17 protein-coding genes are annotated in these 17,124 nt (G+C 42.1%); 15 read left to right on the plus strand and 2 right to left on the minus strand.

Features of this window, described 5'->3' with window-relative positions:
• Positions 1-302 precede the first annotated feature (302 nt).
• The gene (locus G3352_RS31275; protein WP_240343196.1) at positions 303-431 is read left to right on the plus strand and encodes a DUF6254 family protein; all 129 of its coding nucleotides are present in this window, start codon (positions 303-305) and stop codon (positions 429-431) included.
• A gap of 138 nt (positions 432-569) precedes the next feature.
• Here the strand turns inward: G3352_RS31275 and G3352_RS23620 are convergent, their stop codons facing one another.
• On the minus strand, positions 570-1,181 hold the full coding sequence (locus G3352_RS23620; protein ID WP_163760588.1) for a TetR/AcrR family transcriptional regulator: 612 nt from the start codon (positions 1,179-1,181) through the stop codon (positions 570-572).
• 177 nt (positions 1,182-1,358) lie between these two features.
• On the opposite strand from G3352_RS23620, the gene G3352_RS23625 reads away from it, so the two are divergent.
• The 5 genes from G3352_RS23625 to G3352_RS23645 all read left to right on the plus strand — a co-directional run bounded on the left by G3352_RS23625 (position 1,359) and on the right by G3352_RS23645 (position 7,307).
• Positions 1,359-2,096 carry an SDR family NAD(P)-dependent oxidoreductase gene (locus G3352_RS23625; protein WP_163760589.1) on the plus strand — a complete coding sequence of 246 codons (738 nt, stop codon included), beginning with the start codon at positions 1,359-1,361 and terminating at the stop codon, positions 2,094-2,096.
• A gap of 294 nt (positions 2,097-2,390) precedes the next feature.
• Positions 2,391-4,970, plus strand: a complete 2,580-nt coding sequence (locus G3352_RS23630) for a glycosyl hydrolase (protein ID WP_163760729.1) — start codon at positions 2,391-2,393, stop codon at positions 4,968-4,970.
• Positions 4,971-5,129: 159 nt separating this feature from the next.
• Positions 5,130-5,567: a ribonuclease gene (locus G3352_RS23635; RefSeq protein WP_163760591.1), complete on the plus strand. Its 438-nt coding sequence runs from the start codon at positions 5,130-5,132 to the stop codon at positions 5,565-5,567.
• 15 nt (positions 5,568-5,582) lie between these two features.
• Positions 5,583-5,858: a barstar family protein gene (locus G3352_RS23640; protein WP_163760593.1), complete on the plus strand. Its 276-nt coding sequence runs from the start codon at positions 5,583-5,585 to the stop codon at positions 5,856-5,858.
• Between the two features lie 234 nt (positions 5,859-6,092).
• Entirely contained in the window at positions 6,093-7,307 is a 1,215-nt protein-coding gene (locus tag G3352_RS23645) for a GNAT family N-acetyltransferase (RefSeq protein ID WP_163760595.1), read from the plus strand.
• Positions 7,308-7,499: 192 nt separating this feature from the next.
• Here G3352_RS23645 and dapA read toward each other — a convergent pair whose 3' ends face one another.
• Entirely contained in the window at positions 7,500-8,396 is an 897-nt protein-coding gene (dapA, locus tag G3352_RS23650) for a 4-hydroxy-tetrahydrodipicolinate synthase (protein WP_163760597.1), read from the minus strand.
• Between the two features lie 111 nt (positions 8,397-8,507).
• Between dapA and G3352_RS23655 the strand changes: the two genes are divergently transcribed.
• The 9 genes from G3352_RS23655 to G3352_RS23695 all read left to right on the plus strand — a co-directional run bounded on the left by G3352_RS23655 (position 8,508) and on the right by G3352_RS23695 (position 17,123).
• A complete protein-coding gene (locus G3352_RS23655) occupies positions 8,508-9,380 on the plus strand; it encodes a LysR family transcriptional regulator (protein WP_076289231.1) in 873 nt (290 codons plus the stop codon).
• Between the two features lie 434 nt (positions 9,381-9,814).
• Entirely contained in the window at positions 9,815-10,696 is an 882-nt protein-coding gene (locus tag G3352_RS23660; protein WP_163760599.1) for a phosphotransferase family protein, read from the plus strand.
• A 549-nt stretch (positions 10,697-11,245) separates the two neighbouring features.
• Entirely contained in the window at positions 11,246-11,419 is a 174-nt protein-coding gene (locus tag G3352_RS23665; RefSeq protein ID WP_163760601.1) for a hypothetical protein, read from the plus strand.
• Between the two features lie 71 nt (positions 11,420-11,490).
• The gene (locus G3352_RS23670) at positions 11,491-11,682 is read left to right on the plus strand and encodes a hypothetical protein (protein WP_163760603.1); all 192 of its coding nucleotides are present in this window, start codon (positions 11,491-11,493) and stop codon (positions 11,680-11,682) included.
• 334 nt (positions 11,683-12,016) lie between these two features.
• On the plus strand, positions 12,017-12,286 hold the full coding sequence (locus tag G3352_RS23675) for a CD3324 family protein (protein ID WP_163760605.1): 270 nt from the start codon (positions 12,017-12,019) through the stop codon (positions 12,284-12,286).
• Between the two features lie 234 nt (positions 12,287-12,520).
• Entirely contained in the window at positions 12,521-13,492 is a 972-nt protein-coding gene (locus G3352_RS23680; RefSeq protein WP_163760607.1) for an alpha/beta hydrolase, read from the plus strand.
• 332 nt (positions 13,493-13,824) lie between these two features.
• Positions 13,825-15,132 carry an NtaA/DmoA family FMN-dependent monooxygenase gene (locus G3352_RS23685; protein WP_163760609.1) on the plus strand — a complete coding sequence of 436 codons (1,308 nt, stop codon included), beginning with the start codon at positions 13,825-13,827 and terminating at the stop codon, positions 15,130-15,132.
• 31 nt (positions 15,133-15,163) lie between these two features.
• Positions 15,164-16,111 carry an ABC transporter substrate-binding protein gene (locus G3352_RS23690; RefSeq protein ID WP_163760611.1) on the plus strand — a complete coding sequence of 316 codons (948 nt, stop codon included), beginning with the start codon at positions 15,164-15,166 and terminating at the stop codon, positions 16,109-16,111.
• An 85-nt stretch (positions 16,112-16,196) separates the two neighbouring features.
• On the plus strand, positions 16,197-17,123 hold the full coding sequence (locus G3352_RS23695; protein WP_163760613.1) for an AraC family transcriptional regulator: 927 nt from the start codon (positions 16,197-16,199) through the stop codon (positions 17,121-17,123).
• Position 17,124 lies beyond the last annotated feature (1 nt).

A 17,124-nucleotide genomic window follows, 5' to 3' on the forward strand; every position in this document is an offset into this window, starting at 1 on the left:
CTCCTTAGCATTTACTCGGAATTATCATAACTTTAATTTGCCCATTGTGCAAATTTACTCAAGAGGCAAATTTATTTATAGGGTTGATTGAGAATTTAATTACCTAATAAAGTCCATAAAAAAAGAGAAAAAAAGACAAAGAATGGAGGATAAGATTCCCCGTCTTTGTCTCTAAATGAAATTTAACTAATCTGTTGGTACAACTAACAATAAATCTATTGCTGACCTTGAATGAAAATAATCCATAAATGACATCATAAAGAAGTAGTATAACTCTAATTTTCCAGAGGAGGAGATCTTTTATGGCTCGCCAGAAGAAAAGGCAGGAAGCTGCTTGGAAGTCACGAAAGCAAGAACAGCATCCTCATGGTAAAATCAAATCGCTTAAACAATTATCAAGCGAATATGATGAGAAACATACTACGATTTAAATTAATGACTGCCTGTGAAATTTGCGGGCAGTCGTCACCACAACTGCCGCACATATAACCATATAAAGTCGCTACTTTAGCGGCTATTTTTGTTTTAATTTATCCGAATCCCCTTAAACTAAAAGTTCATCGGTACAATCAATCCAACTTGTCCCCTACATAATGAAAAGAATGAATATGTGTTTTGGATAGTTCGATCACGTTCTTGATAAACATATCACGTGATTCGCGAAAATCGCTTAATATCCAATTGTTCAATATTCCAAAAAAGCCGTAAGCCGTATAGTACTTAAAATACTCCATGTTAACAGGGGAATCGTTGATCGTCTCGAAGATAAACTGCTCCTCATAGATTTTCAGGATGGTCTGAGGAAAACCTGTATGCAGACCAGGTAACGTATCATCATATCGAATCAGTTCGAAGAAGTCTCGGTTTTCATAGATATAATCGATGATTTGAAAGGATTCAAAATTAAGCTTGTTGGTGTAGACCTTTTGACCATGTGAATATGGCTTGCCTACGGCGAGTCTCAGACCTTCGAGCTTCGTATTCAACAATTCTTCGGCGATCACGAATTTATCTTGGTAGTGTAAGTAAAAAGTACTGCGATTATAACCTGCCTGATCAACGATGTCTTTGACAGAGATGGCATGATAACCTTTTTTCTTAATGAGTTGAATCAGAGCGCTTTTTAGATGCTCTTCTGTTCGATTGCGCTGTTGAGATTTCAAAATTTGTTCATCATTCATACATAAAAACTCCTATGAAAATAGACATTGTTTCACCAAGTGTCTATGTAGTAGACATATCATCGTATCTTAATGATTGGATTGTTACAATTTTAAGCATACAATTATATTTGTAAACGTCATATAGCACATATGCGAATAGGTGCTATTCAAAATAGTATACTGGAGGATTTAGTCATGGGCAAACTTCAAGACAAAGTGGCAGTTATCACGGGAGGGGCATCCGGAATCGGCGCAGCGACAGCACGCTTATTCGTTTCAGAAGGAGCCAAAGTGGTTTTGGTGGACCTGAATGAAGAAAAAGGTAAGGCGTTTGAGCAAGAACTGAAAGCGCTTAAAGCTGACGCTCTGTTTATTAAAGCGAACATCACGAGTGAACAAGAGGTTGCCGAGATTTTCAAAAAAACCGTAGAGGTTTTCGGTAAAGTGGATATCGTATTTAACAATGCAGGAATCGGGCGTGTTCACCCTTCGCATGAGCTTGACTATGCTGAATGGCGCAATACGGTGAATGTGGATCTGGACGGCGTATTCTTGGTCGCACGTGAATCGATCCGAGAAATGCTCAAAATTGGCGGTGGGACTATCGTCAACACGGCTTCCATGTACGGATGGGTTGGTTCACCTGGTTCTGCAGCCTACAATGCAGCAAAAGGTGGCGTCGTGAATCTGACTCGTTCGCTCGCGCTGGAGTATGCTGAGAAAAATATTCGGGTGAACGCACTTTGCCCAGGCTTCATTGATACACCGATTATTCCAGAAGAGAGCAAACAGGCTCTTTCTTCGGCAACACCAATGAAGCGGCTCGGTCAAGCAGATGAAATGGCCAAAGCCGTACTGTTCCTAGCTAGCGACGATTCATCCTATATGACAGGAAATAGTCTAATCGTGGATGGTGGATACACCGCACAATAAGAAGATTAAGTTACGTCCGAAAATGAATGGATGAACATATTGAAAGCCGCAAAATTGCGGCTTTTTTGTCGTTACAAGATTTTATCCAGGTGAGAGTACTTTTTATTGAGGATATATGAACGCTCCTACAGTGGAATATAGCTACTGAAGGAACCCTATTTGCCCAATTAAAGATTTTTTCGTCCAGATATTTGCAAAAATTGATACATATGCTATGTTTACAATGAAAGCGCCATCATGAGTGAACAGAGGGATCATTCTTTATCATATTTTATAATGGGAAGGAAGATGATGATGAAGATTTTGCTCAAAAAGACAGGCGTATTAATGCTGGCATTGATTCTGCTTCTTGGATTGATGACAGTACCCGTTCACGCAGAATCACCACTTTTCACGATCGAAAGCGAAAACGCTTTACTTTCCTCCAATCTTCAAGTGACGACAGAAATTTACGGACAACCCAAGCCCGGATTTTCTGGAAGTGGATTTGTCTGGATGCAGAATTCCGGCACGATAACCTTCACTGTGACTGTCCCCGAAACAGGCATGTATGCAATTTCCACCCGATACATGCAGGAGCTAAGTGCTGACGGCCGACTTCAATATTTATCCGTTAATGGCGTTACCAAGGGCTCGTATATGCTGCCATACACAACAATATGGTCTGATTTCAATTTTGGTTATCAGAAGCTGAATCAGGGAAGCAACACGATTCAATTGAAGGCTGGTTGGGGCTTCGCTTATTTCGACACCTTCACTGTGGACTATGCCAATCTTGATCCCCTGGATGTTCAACCTGTCCTTACTGATTCCCAAGCCACACCGGAAACACAACTTCTGATGAATTATTTAACGGAGGTTTATGGCAATCATATTATCTCTGGCCAGCAGGAGATTTACGGAGGTGGAAATGATGGCGATACGGAGTTGGAGTTTGATTGGATTCATAATTTAACCGGGAAGTATCCGGCTATCCGTGGATTTGATTTTATGAACTATAATCCGCTCTACGGATGGGAAGACGGTACAACTGATCGAATGATCGAATGGGTGAATAATCGGGATGGAATTGCGACAGCTTCCTGGCATATCAATGTGCCCCGAAATTTCACGACCTACCAGCTTGGGGATCATGTGGATTGGAAAGAGGCCACTTATAAACCAACAGAAACGAATTTTAATACAGCCAACGCCGTAATTCCTGGTACGAAAGAATATCAATACGTAATGAGTACGATTGATGATCTGGCGGAACAACTGCTGATTCTCCAAGATAACAATGTGCCCGTTCTTTTCCGTCCTTATCATGAGGCGGAGGGCAATGGTGGGTTGAATGGGGAAGGCGCCTGGTTCTGGTGGGCTTCCGCAGGTGCAGATGTGTACAAACAACTGTGGGATATGCTCTACACTGAACTTACAGAGACATACGGTTTGCACAACTTGATTTGGACTTACAACAGCTACGTGTATAACACTTCTCCCGCATGGTACCCTGGTGACGATCAGGTAGATATTGTCGGTTATGATAAATACAATACGATCTATAACCGCAATGACGGTTTGTCCGGCGTACCAAATGAGGATGCCATTACCTCGATCTTCTATCAACTGGTTGATCTAACGGACGGCAAGAAAATGGTGGCCATGACGGAGAACGATACCGTCCCAAGTGTACAGAATCTGACAGAGGAAAAATCGGGATGGCTCTACTTCTGCCCGTGGTATGGCGAGCATCTCATGAGTTCAGCCTTTAATTATCCGGCAACTCTGAAAACGCTTTATCAAAGTGATTATGTCATTACGCTGGATGAACTGCCTAATTTGAAGGTTAACAATCCAACATCAAACGCGTCTCTCACACCTACAACCGTTGAGTTTGACAAACACACGCCCAATCTAAGCGACAAGGCCATAACCGTGAACTTTAACGGTAATACGTTAACCGGTCTACGGATAGGTACCTCTGCATTGACTGCAAATCAGGATTACACGTTAAGCGGAAGTACGTTGCTGCTGAAAAAAGAATTTTTGGCCGGATTGCCAGTTGGCGAACATTCCATCGTTTTTGATTTTAATCAAGGGCAAGATCCTGTATTAAAAGTTAAAATTGTTGATTCAACACCAAGCACAAGTGCTGTAATTTCGCCCGTGAATGCAGCATTTGATAAAGCAGCGAATCTAGCGCAGGATGTTTCCTTGACTCTTACCTTAAACGGAAAACAGCTTACAAGCATAACGAATGGAAATTATACACTTGTATCGGGCCAGGATTATACGGCATCAAGCGCTGCCATCGTTCTGCGCAAATCTTACCTTTCCACGCTGCCGCTAAGCCAAAATACGATAACGTTTCATTTTAACGGAGGAAATAACGCAGTTCTTACAGTCAACGTCGCGGACAGCAGTGTTACTGCACCCTCTGGGGATTTGACAATTCAAGCTTTTAACGGTAATACAAGTGCGTCCACCAACGGAATCTCACCTAAATTCAAAGTGGTCAATACCGGTAATTCTGCGATTCAATTAAGTGATGTAAAGCTCCGGTATTACTATACAATTGACGGGGAAGAAGCGCAGAGTTTCTGGTCTGACTGGGCCAGTATCGGGAGTGCAAATGTAACCAGCAAATTCGTTAAATTGGCAACGCCGGTTGCGGGAGCGGATTATTATTTGGAAGTTGGTTTTACGAGTTCTGCCGGAACGCTTAATGCCGGACAAAGCGCTGAAATTCAAGCACGGTTCTCCAAAAATAACTGGTCCAATTACAACCAGGCTAACGATTACTCGTTTAAGGCGTCCAGTACTCAGTTCGCAAACCATGAACAGGTTACCGGGTATATCAATGGTCAACTGGCGTGGGGGATTGAGCCGTAAGAATGCAATCATAATAAAGGTTGGAGCGGGGATATCCCTGTTCCAACCTTTTTCTGTTGGCATGGCTGAAAGTGCGAGAAACGAATATAAAGAGGAGTAGACGAAAGGAACATGTTATGATAGGGAGGATGCTAATTTTTCAGAAGGAGATCAAAATCAATGGTTGTAAAAAAATGGTTAGGTGCTTTGCTTTTTATTCTGGCGACCATCCTGTTTACAGGCTGCTCACTCGAAACGGTTTCATTAAATGGCTCATCTCAAGAGAATGCAGCTCTAACGCAATTTGATGAAGTAGCCAAGTATATTTCGGAGCATAATGAACTTCCGGAAAATTATATAACCAAGAAAGAAGCTAGAGAATTAGGATGGGAGCCTAGTAAAGGTAATTTGGAAAAAGTGGCTCCAGGCAAAAGCATTGGCGGTGACGTATTTCAAAATCGAGAAGGGCTGTTGCCCAAGAAAAAAGGAAGAACTTGGTACGAAGCAGACATTAATTATTCGGGAGGAACGCGGGGGAGTGATCGGATTTTATATTCCAATGATGGATTAATCTATAAAACAACGGATCATTACCGTACGTTTGAGCAAATCGAATAGGGAAAAGGTGATCATATGAAGACAGTAGTCATCAATGGAAAGGATATTCATGGAAAAGAAGAATTACATGACGTCCTTCAGACCAGTCTTGAATTAGGTCAAACGTATGGGCGGAATTTGGACGCATTATGGGATTGCCTGACTGGATTTCTCTCTATGCCACTTACCATTCAGTGGATTGATTTTGATGCAAGTCGGAAGTCTCTTGGAGAGTACGCAGATCAGTTGCTGGACCTGATGAATGAAGCGGAAGAAGAAATGGAAGGATTTACATTGGAGTTAAGAAATTGAACCGATTTTTCAATTGGATCATGGCCCGTAAAACAACAAAGACGTGATTGAATTTGAAAATTCATATTTTTAAAGCCATTTAACTTTTAAGAGTTAAATGGTTTTTTTTATTTGTTTAAAAAATGCATTTACAGTAGGGCTTGCACAAGGACGAACCTAATATAGGTCACTTTCAGCATGATTCTGAAGCAATTGGTAAATAATATAATTTAAAACCAAGGGAGAATAACTGGCATGCATCGTAAGCAAAATTTAAAAATGAAAAAAGTAGATTTATCACATTTGGAACAATATAGTCAACTGTTACGCTATGTATTTCAGGTTACTCATAATGATCTTCACAAACATGGCTGGAAAGAAAGCGAAATTCTCCATGAAAAATCACCTGTCTTACAACAAGCAGATGTACTTGGATGGTTCGATGGAGAAAAACTGATTTCTCAGGTATCCATATATCCATTTGAAGTTCGGATATTTAACCAAACTTACGCTATGGGTGGCGTTACTGGTGTGGGGACTTTTCCTGAATATTCGGGTCAAGGTTTAATGAATAAACTGCTGCTGCAAGCTCTCACCAATATGCGTGAACAGAAACAATCCATTTCGTACTTGTATCCTTACTCCATACCGTATTATCGCCGTAAAGGATGGGAGATCATATCTGATAAAATCGTGTTTGAGGTTCAAGACTTCCAATTGCCCAAAAACAAACCCGTTCCTGGCGATGTGGCACGTGTAGAACCCGACAGCGAAGATGTAAAGGTGGCTTATGAACGCTTTTCGATGCAAACCCATGGAGCGATGCTGCGGAAAGAACTGGCGTGGAGTGAGTACTGGCGGTGGGATTCAGATGATTTAACTGCAGCTGTCTATTATGGTGAAGACGGACAACCGGATGGCTACATTTTATATTGGATTGAAGAAGAAGTGTTCCATGTCAAAGATATGATCTTCATTCATGAAGAGGCACGAAGTGGACTGTGGAATTTCATTAGTGCGCATTTTTCAATGATATCTAAAGTGGTAGGCAATATTCATACCGATGAACAGCTTGCCTTTTTGCTGGAAGATGCTGATATTAAGGAAACCATTTCGCCTTACTTTATGGCACGGATCGTAGACATTGAGCAATTTATCTCAAAATATCCGTTCAAACCCGCAGCTGTGGATAGAGAGTGGACCTTTACGCTGCAAGATCCGTTGCTGTCATGGAATCAAGGCACATTTACACTACAAATTGAACCGAATGGAAGTGGAAGAGTAATTCGGAGTCAAAATCGACGTAGTGAAGATAGCATAAGTATCCAAACCATGACGACCATGTTGTTAGGCTATAAACGTCCTGAGTATTTGCATAAGATTGGCCGGATTAAATGTGATCCAGAAACGCTTGATTTGTTAGAAGATGCTATTGAGCAGCAGGCACCTTACTTTTCGGATTACTTTTAATATTCAAAGTAGTGATCAGCATTCCCTGATGAATGGTGAATTAGCAATATCTAGTTCGTCTGACGCACAGTGTTTAAAATTAAAACAACCCGTATTGATGTATCAATACGGGTTGTTTTTTATTTCCATTCCATGATGTCTCATTAAATCAGACTGGATGTACTCATAAATCGTAGCAAAATTTGATCTTGTTTAAGAAGGTACGACCATCTCTGCGAGTGTATCCGCCAACCTTTGTTTTGCTTTTTCCGATGCGGCAGTCAGCGGCAGACGCAGTTTTGCAGAGGCAATCAGCTGTTGCTGAGCAAGCCACCATTTGATCGAGGCTGGAGCAGGTTCTGCAAACACGTCACTAATCAGTGGCTGCAGCTGCTTAAAGCTGTCTCTTGATGCATTCACGTCACCAGATACAAAGCGTTGATACACGTCCACATACCGTTGGGTATGAATATTAGCAGATGCTACCATCCCGCCTGCAGCACCTTGACATAGCATCGCATGGAAATAAGCATCCTCCCCGCAAAGTACAGGCTTCGTCTCATATTGGGTAAGCGCCAGCAGCAGATCCAAACCGCCAGTGCTGTCCTTCAGGCCAATAACCCCGTCCAGATCCATGACTTTTCTCATCGTATCCAAGGTCATGCGACTACCAGTTCGAGCGGGAATCTCATAGACTAGGATTGGCAATCCTGTCCGGGACGCGTTGGAGAAATGCTCTAGAATTCCTTCTTGCGTCGGTCTGTTGTAATAAGGAGTGACCACCAGAGCAGCATCCGCTCCTAATTCAGCGGCCATTTCGGTCCGATGAACCGTCGAATAGGTATCATTGGTTCCTGTTCCCACGACGAGGGGGATGGATTTGTTCAGACTTATCAAAATCTCTTTCGTTACTTCCACCATTTGCTTTACTTCATCCCAGGAGACAGTCGGAGATTCTCCTGTCGTGCCGTTTACGACCAATCCCTGAATGTCGTGTTTGGCAAGATGGGTAACATATTTGCGATACGATTCAATGTCCAGCTTGTTGTCATCCGAAAAAGGGGCAATTACCGGTATATAAATTCCTTGAACATGTTGTTCATTCATCATAATCAACTACCTCTTCCCGTTATATTGAAACTAATGTAACATAGGAACCAGCATCACAGTTACCTATAACAAATGATAGTTGTCATCAATATTTTCGATGAGGTGAGCAAGTTGGATTTAATCTATCTTCAGACGTTCAGAGAAGTCGCAATTCGCGAGAGCTTCACCAGAGCCGCAGAGGTGCTGGGTTATGCACAATCCAGTGTTACTACGCAAATTCAGAAGCTGGAAAAAGCATATCAAGTCAAACTCTTTGAACGCTATAGCAATAACAAGATTCGTCTGACTTCTGCCGGGGAAGAGCTGTTCAAGCTTGCCGGACAGATGTTGGAATTGTTTGAGCAGTCCAAGGAAAAAATGGCGAAGCAGGGCGGTGGCTCCTTAACGATCGGTACGATGGACTCTATCGCTTCTTACTTTTTACCTCCATATATGCAAGCCACCCGTAAAGAATACCCGGATCTGAACATACGACTGCATACGAACCGTGAGGGGTTAATTTTGCATCAGGTCAGGGAAGGTGAAGCCGATATCGGACTTATTCTTGCAGATGATTCGAGCGATCCGGCTTTGCAGTGGATTACCATTCGCCAAGAACCGCTTTTGCTGATCGTTCATCCGCAGCATCCGCTGATCGCCAAAACGCAGATTGAATTGAAGGATCTAAAGGATATGGAATGGATTATGCCTGAAGATACATGCAACTACAGGCAACTGCTTGAAAGAGTGCTTCGCGCAAATTCAATCCCTTATCGGATCGGTCTGGAACTTGGCAATCCGGAAGCAATCAAAAGAAGCATTAAGTCAGGGGAGGGTATTTCGATTCTGCCACAGATGGCTGTAATGGAAGAAATCGAGCGGGGGGAGCTGAAAGCATTACCCCTTGAACATGCAGAACTTCAACTCGAAATTCAGCTCGTTCTTCATCCGAAGAAGTGGGTATCCAACGCACTGCATGATTTTATGGAAAGCTTGAAAAAGTAAAGCATTGAAGGTTGTTTAGCCGGTGATTTAAACTTTCTTTTAAATTCTGATTATTCATACTGGAGCTAATTTAATATGGTGAAAGGCCGCGTATAGCGGCTTTTTATAACGGGACAAGCTCATTTAATCGAAATAGTCCGCGTTATTAGTCCACCGACTTGTGTGGTGACTTGTTCGGTAGAGCCATTTAATTGATCCAATACAAATGCAAGCCACTATGATCTATATGACAAACCAGAACCGGTTAAAGAAGCTGTTGAGAAATTGGGAGCTTTCTATAACGCTAGCTTTAAAAATCATACATCTATAACGTTGCAGTTATCTCAGTAGCCAACTACAGGATAAATATGTTAATATAAGAGCCCATAAAATCAGCGAGCCACATCAAATGGGCTCGCTGATTTATATTAGAACGCAAATAAAGGAGGTGCCACATGAGTTCCATTCTAAACGTTATAGAAAAGCTGAAGTTGAATGTCTTGGATATTGAAGATGTTCCGGAATCATATAGTTCTGATGTATATAAACTTACTCTTGTTAGTGGAGAAGACGTATATGTGAAGATTCCATTTAACAAGGATAAGCTGTTTCGCGAATTTCAGATGCTTGAAATATTGAAGGAGGTCATACCTGTTCCTAAGGTATTGGACATTTGGTATGGGGATGAAAGTAATACTGGAGCATTGCTTCTCTCAGCAATTCAAGGGGTGCCTTGTACAGAAAATATGGATGAAAAGCTATCTTTTCAAATGGGTGTGTATCATGCGATGCTCCATGAGGTGAAAACTCCAGGATACGGTTACCATTCAACCGAGGGATTTAAATTTCTTGACCAAAATAATTGGCGACTACATATCAAAAACAATTTTGAAAAGTGGAAAGAGCCCTGCAAAGATCTCCTCGAATCAGCATTGTATGAACGATGTATTCTTCATTTTGATGGTGTGTTCTCTGCTTTACCAGATCCGGACGGACCCTGTTTTGTACATATGGATTTTCGACCTGGCAATATATTGGTGAATGGGAACAAGGTTGCTGGCATTATTGATTTCGAGAGTGCCCGGGGTGGCTCCTCTGAAATAGACTTCACTAAAATCAATAGATATATTTGGGAAGTAAACCCGAGAACGAAGTCCCCGTACTTCGAAGGTTATCAAACCATTCGGAACATGTTAAATCTCGAAATCGTATTGCCGTTTTATAATTTCTATGATGCTTTCAGTGCAGTTGTTTGGTGTAAAAAAAGAGGAGTTGAAAGAAATCAATCGTTCCTTCAGGAAAGTATAGAAGTATTGAAGAAATCAGTCAGTTACTGATTATTGATGGCTTTTTTCTAAACTGAATGGTAAATCCATTCGGAAATGTCATTGATCACGTTATATGGAAATCTTAATCTCTTTGTAAAATGAGTACGGGTTTATCTAATACGTTAAGGTAATTAATGGATGGATGGATGTTCTCCCATCTCTTTGAAGTGGAAGGCTCTAGAATATTTCCCTAAAACCACAGTTGATTTCGCTTCTTCATCACTTAATGTATAAATATATTTGGCTGGTATCAATACGTGGGTCTTTGCGTAATAAATCTGCTGCAAGGATAGCATCTTAAATCGTTTCTTCTTTAACGGATAAGCTGGTATCGTTTTTCATTTTTTTCCATAAACGAGTGTTCTTTTGTCATATCGCAGCACGGCGATTCCTTTGCCAATAATTATTTTTTCGTTCATTCCCCTAACCTCCAATGCTCGCTGCGGGGAGCGGCGATGTAGAAATCTTTCAGCCACGGTTCAATCAGGTCAATAAAGCAATCCCCATGAAGCTTAAAAGGAAAGAATCCTTCCACGCAGGTTTCCACATATTTTCCCCTTGGAAACTGACGCTTTGGAAACACCGATAAATGCAGCAAATGCATCCTGTGTTAATCCTTTTTCTCAGCGTTTTGCAACAAGGATAGATGCTAAATTAATTTCGTTCATCAACGTCACCTCTGCTTATGATTATACGGTTTATAAAATCAACTCCCAAGCGACTTGTCGTTGACTTGTGTTAAAAAAATCAACCATTGGGAAACTTGATAGGTAAGGGTCAAATCTCGCTAAGGAGCAGAACATATGATGAAAGTATCGAACATCTTTGTTAGTTGTCTTGTTTTTTGTATTTTAATGCTAAATCTAAGCGCTTTAGTCTCTGCAGAGCCTAACATAGTGAATGAGGAGGAGTTTAAACCTTTATCTTTGACGTTACTTAAAGATGGCGATTACTCAGTATTATCAAAAAATTCAGAAGCCGCAGCCAAGTTATGATTTAGTCCATACAATCCTCCAAAAGCGAAGGAGTTTATTACATTCGATATCGATCCCCGTAAAGATAAGTTAATTCAATATATCCATAGGGATGACTAACTATTGTTCATGAGATAGTCCGAAGTAATTATATTTATGCTATACTGGCAACGTAAAAGGGAGGTGCTTTACTGATGGAGAATCTGTTAAGATTGTCTGTGACTTTCTTCACTTGTGCAAAGCCAGTATTGGAGAAGCGTTACTTTGCATGGGGTTAAATCTTTTCTAACGCTAAATAAGCTTTTCTAATATTTTGGCTTTGCACCTTATTTTCTAAAATAAGGAGTGAAGCAGAGTGAAATATACAAACGCTAAAAAAATATTGCCTGAAAAGTTAATTATAATGATTCAAGAGTATGTCCAGGGAGAGACGATTTACATTCCGAAACAGGAAAAGGAATATAACCATTGGGGAAGCTTGAGTGGCGGAAGACAATGGTTAGATCACCGAAATGCCACTATTAGACAAGCCTTTAAGAGTAATAGCAGCGTTGAGCAGCTTGCTAAGGACTACTTTCTTTCTGTTGAAACTATTAAGAAAATTGTTTATTCCAAAAATAAGTAGTACACGGCACTGATGAAGAAACTCATCAGTGTTTTTTTATGTCAAAAACGATTCTAACTTATTGTTTTCATTTAAATAGCTTATTGCGCTCTTTACAATAGGATTAGGCAGAAGAGGAGTCGATACGGTGAGAGAAAGTGTAACTTTTGATTTGAATTCGAATCGGGAATACTGGACCATTGGAGAGAGTAGCACTTCATTGAACATAATTAAGAGAGCGAGGAAACGGTAAACATGAATGAACCAACAAGCAGAAGCAGACATCTGATCGATCAGGAGATAATAAGTGCGATTGAATTAATCCCAACCACCGATCTTTCCGCTGCCACACTAATGGAAGCAAGGAAAAGTCAAACAAACATGATGCCGCAAATCGATGTAACACAGCTGTTTCCAGTCACATTCGAAGAAAGGGTGGTGCCAAGTTATTTTGGCGGTCCTGATATTCGTATCGAAATTATTAAACCCCGCCAACCAAAGTATAGTAAGATGCCGTTATATTATTCGATTCACGGTGGGGGAATGGTTATGGGCAGTCCGGTCGGTGAACGCCAAAGCAATGCGGCACTGGCTGTGCAACATGGTTTTTGCTGTGTATCGGTTTACTATCGGCTAGCTCCAGAACATATTCAGCCAAGTCAATTACAGGATTGTTATTCAGGCTTGAAATGGTGTATCGAGCATGCTGAGGAATTAGGGATAGATACTAAGAAAGTTGCACTTGCTGGCAGCAGTGCTGGTGGTGGATTAGCGGCGGGGTTAGCCCTGTACATTCGCGACCAGAAGGAATTCGACATCCATCATCTAAGATTGCGCAGCCCAATGCTTGATGACCGTACAAGTATTTTGCCAGACCATCCTTATGCCGGCGAGTTTGTTTGGACCAAAAAAAGCAATTATTTCGGCTGGAAATCAGTCATAGGTCACGAACCCGGACAAGAGGAAACAAATGAGTATTACGTGCCAGCGCGTGCCAAATCTCTTGCCGGTTTACCACCCACTTATATGAGCATAGGCAGCGTTGATCTGTTCATAGACGAAACCTTATTATTTGCCAAACAACTTGCCTTTGACGGTGTATTGATCGAATTGCAAGTACTTCCTGGATATCATCATTTGGCTCCAATGTTTCCGAATGCACATTTTTCTCAAATAGGTGCCACCTCTAGTGAGTATGCCTTGTTGAAAGCTCTGGAGTTACTTTGATTATAAGTCTAATTTAGAAGTGGCATCGGTGCAGAGACAGCAGTGTGGCAAACAGTACAGATGATACAAGTTAGAGCGTTGAAAGATAAAAGTCGCATTGATGCGGCTTTTTTTGTTTTTGTCGTGAGGCAAGAACCTAACCTTTAGCCGTCCAACCATAGTTTAGATAATTGTGCATATCAGATTTGTAACTTGTGTATTTAAATTTGCTTGAATCCTTGCTAAACTTTATTTTGATAATGAGAATCATTATTATTGAAAGTCGCTCCATTTTGAGCGGGAAGGCTTTCTAGGAGCAAAACAATGATAAGAACTAAGAAAGGTTGGTAGAAATGACTTCAAACAGACAACTATGTATTGGATTGTCCTTAAATGCAACATGGAATAAAGGTGACAGTTGGCGGCACCCGGATAGCGGAGTGGAGCAGACAGGAACCATTGACTATTATATTCATTGGGCAAAAATGGCGGAGAACGCTAAGCTCGATTTTCTTTTCAGAGCTGATTATCTGTATATTAGCCCGCAGATGTTAGGCGATTCTTCTAATTTCGGCAGCCCAGATCCTACTTTGTTTTTTGCAGCAATAGCTCGTGAAACCAATCGGATCGGACTCGTTACGACCATTTCTACCACGTTTAATCCGCCTTACGTTGTTGCCCGTCAGCTTCAATCCTTGAACTGGCTAAGCAATGGACGTGTCGGCTGGAATATTGTCACTTCTATTGAAGGCGCCGATAATTTCGGAAATTCACCAATGCCATCACCGGAAGAACGGTATGCGAAGGCAATCGAATTTACGGATGTGGTATGCAAGCTTTGGGATAGTTTTCCGAATGAGGCTATTGTTATTGACCGTGAGTCAGGCATGTTTTCTGATAAGGAAAAAGTGAATGCTATTCATCATTCTGGTGAATTTTTCAATGTAAAAGGGCCGCTTACTTTACCTTCTCATCCATCGGGAACCATTCCTCTGTTTCAAGCCGGTGCTTCGGATATTGGCCGGAATTTTGCCTCTTCCGTAGCGGATGCTATTTTTGCGGCGATGCCGGATCTTGAATCGGGCGTGGAATTGCGAAGTGATTTGAGAAAACGAGCTGTAGAACATGGGCGCGATCCAAGCACCATTAAAGTATTGCCGGGTTTATATTTTTTCCTGGCTGATACGCACGAAGAAGCGCTTGAATTACATAAGGCTGCTCATGCCCATTTAAGTCTTGAGCGCAGACATGCCTCTCTGCAATCGTTGATGGGGCTTGATCTAAGCGGTTTCCCCTTGGATCAACACGTAACCGAGGATATGCTGCCTGATCCTGATCAGGCTGTTCGCAGCCGCACACATGCCGAACTGTTGCGCCGATATATTACCAAATACCAGCCTACAGTACAAGATATTCTGAATCGGCCAGAGGTTGTTGGATCTGCTCACTGGGTATCTGTGGGAACAGTCGAGACCGTAATGAATGATATTATTGAGCGGGTTGAGGCTGGTGCTATTGATGGATTCATCGCCCTGCCAGGCGGTTCAGAAAAATCGATGGAAATATTTTTTGAAGAGCTGATTCCGAAGTTGGTTGAAAGAGGTCTGTTCAGAAGTGAATATACCGGGGAAACATTGCGCGATCATTTAGGAAATTCATAAAACATTGCATACACAGGAATTGGGAGGACATATGAAAAGACTAACTGGATTGATTTTAACTGTAATTTTACTTGCAGGGGGGATACTGGCTGGATGCTCCGAGACGCCCGTTGCAGTTACTCCTGAGGCCAGCAAGATCGAGGGTGAAGCATGGCCAAGAACCATTAAGGATGCCAGCGATAATGGGGTGGTGCTTGAGAAACGACCAGAGCGTATAGCGGTGCTGCATCCATTGTACTTAGATTACTTTTTTGCTCTGGATACTCCTCCAATCGCATCAATAAGCGCGGTGGAAGCGATGGAGAAGTTTGCAACTTTACAGCCTTACGCTGGGTCTACTGATATTATTGATTTGGGTAGTGACTCAGCGAATTTGGAAAAGATTATTGATGCCCAGCCTGATGTGATTGTAACCTTTAAGGGGTCTGTGGATACCATTTATGATGAGTTGAACAAGATTGCTCCAGTCATCTTAATCGACTACACCGATACCTGGGAAAATACAACGATGCTTCTTGCTGAGGTTGTTGGAAAAGAAGAGCTTGCGGAACAATTGATTAAAGAAACCCAAGAAATGATCGCAAAAACGAAAGAACAGTTAGGTACTCTTGAGGATAAGACTTTTGCCTTGTTGCGGGTTGATGGAAAAGCCAATTTTAATGCCCAGGGATCTAAAAATACAATGTACTACAATCAAACTGCAGGCTTTGGATTATTGGCACCGAAGGGATATCCTGAGGGTGGCGAGGCGCTTACGCTGGAGGGACTATACGACATGAATCCCGATTATATTATTATCCAGCATGATATTGACGTTGCAAAGGCAGCCGTGAAGGAAAAGGAATCTTCGAAGGTATGGAACTCACTGGAGGCAGTAAAAAATAACCATGTTCTTATATTTGATAACTCCCTCAATAGTGCGAGTGTCCTGGCTGTCCGTTTGGCCTCCGAGTATTTTCTGAAAATGGCTGAACAATAATTGTTATTCAAAAAGGCAGACCGACTTCCGGTTTGCCTTTTTGCTATGCAAACGTATAATGAGAGCTTGAAGGGAGAGGAACGCCATGACCATCGAAGCCAGCTTCCGCCGGGCCAATCAGATATGCAATCGTTATATTACAAAAGTGGAGCAAACAGGGCTTTCATTGTCCATTTTGTATTGGGGATTCATGCCCGATCATTTCGACAATGCCTTCCACCGGCATTCCTTTTTTGAGGCATGTTATGTGGTAGACGGTGAAGGAAGCTACATAGAACAAAACCAGCATTATGCTTTAAATAAAGGAACAGCATTTCTATCTCTTCCAGGCGTATGGCATCAAATCCGCAGCCAGACCGGACTGACACTTTCTTATGTGGCTTTCGAACTGGATGAAGCCCACACAGATGTTTATTATACTGAATTCTTCCGTCGTCTTGCCGAGCTTGGACAAAGCGTAGCCCAGCAAGCGGACCTTACGCCAACTGGCCATTTATGGCAAGCGCTCATTACTTCTTTCGACCAGCCTGGGGCAACTCTTCCACTTGCTGTAAAGCAAATTTCCGCTTCTCTGCTGTTATCGATAGCAGATTTGCACGTTCCGACTCGAACAGACTCGGCCGATACGGGAGAGCAGCCCATGGAACAAAATACGTTGTTCCGACAGGCCAAACGATACATTGATGATAATTTGATCAATGAGCTTACACTTATGACGGTGTCGAGGCACCTCCACATTTCATCCCGTCACCTGACCCGGTTGTTTCAGGAAAATCTGGGGCAGTCCTTCGTCCACTACATTCAGGAACGACGTGTGCAGCAAGCCGCTGGGCTCTTATTAAATGAACAGACACCAATTAAAGATATCGCCATCAAGTGCGGGTTCCAATCCGTGCACTATTTTACCCGGATATTCACCCGCGAGCTTGGTGTTGCCCCGGCCAAATTCCGACGCAATCAGTTTGCCGAAGGCCGCTCTGGCAAAATGCATTACCCACCCCGAATGTCCTGAT

Origin of the sequence: Paenibacillus sp. ALJ109b (assembly GCF_010747435.1) — a bacterium.
Classification (GTDB): domain Bacteria; phylum Bacillota; class Bacilli; order Paenibacillales; family Paenibacillaceae; genus Paenibacillus; species Paenibacillus taichungensis.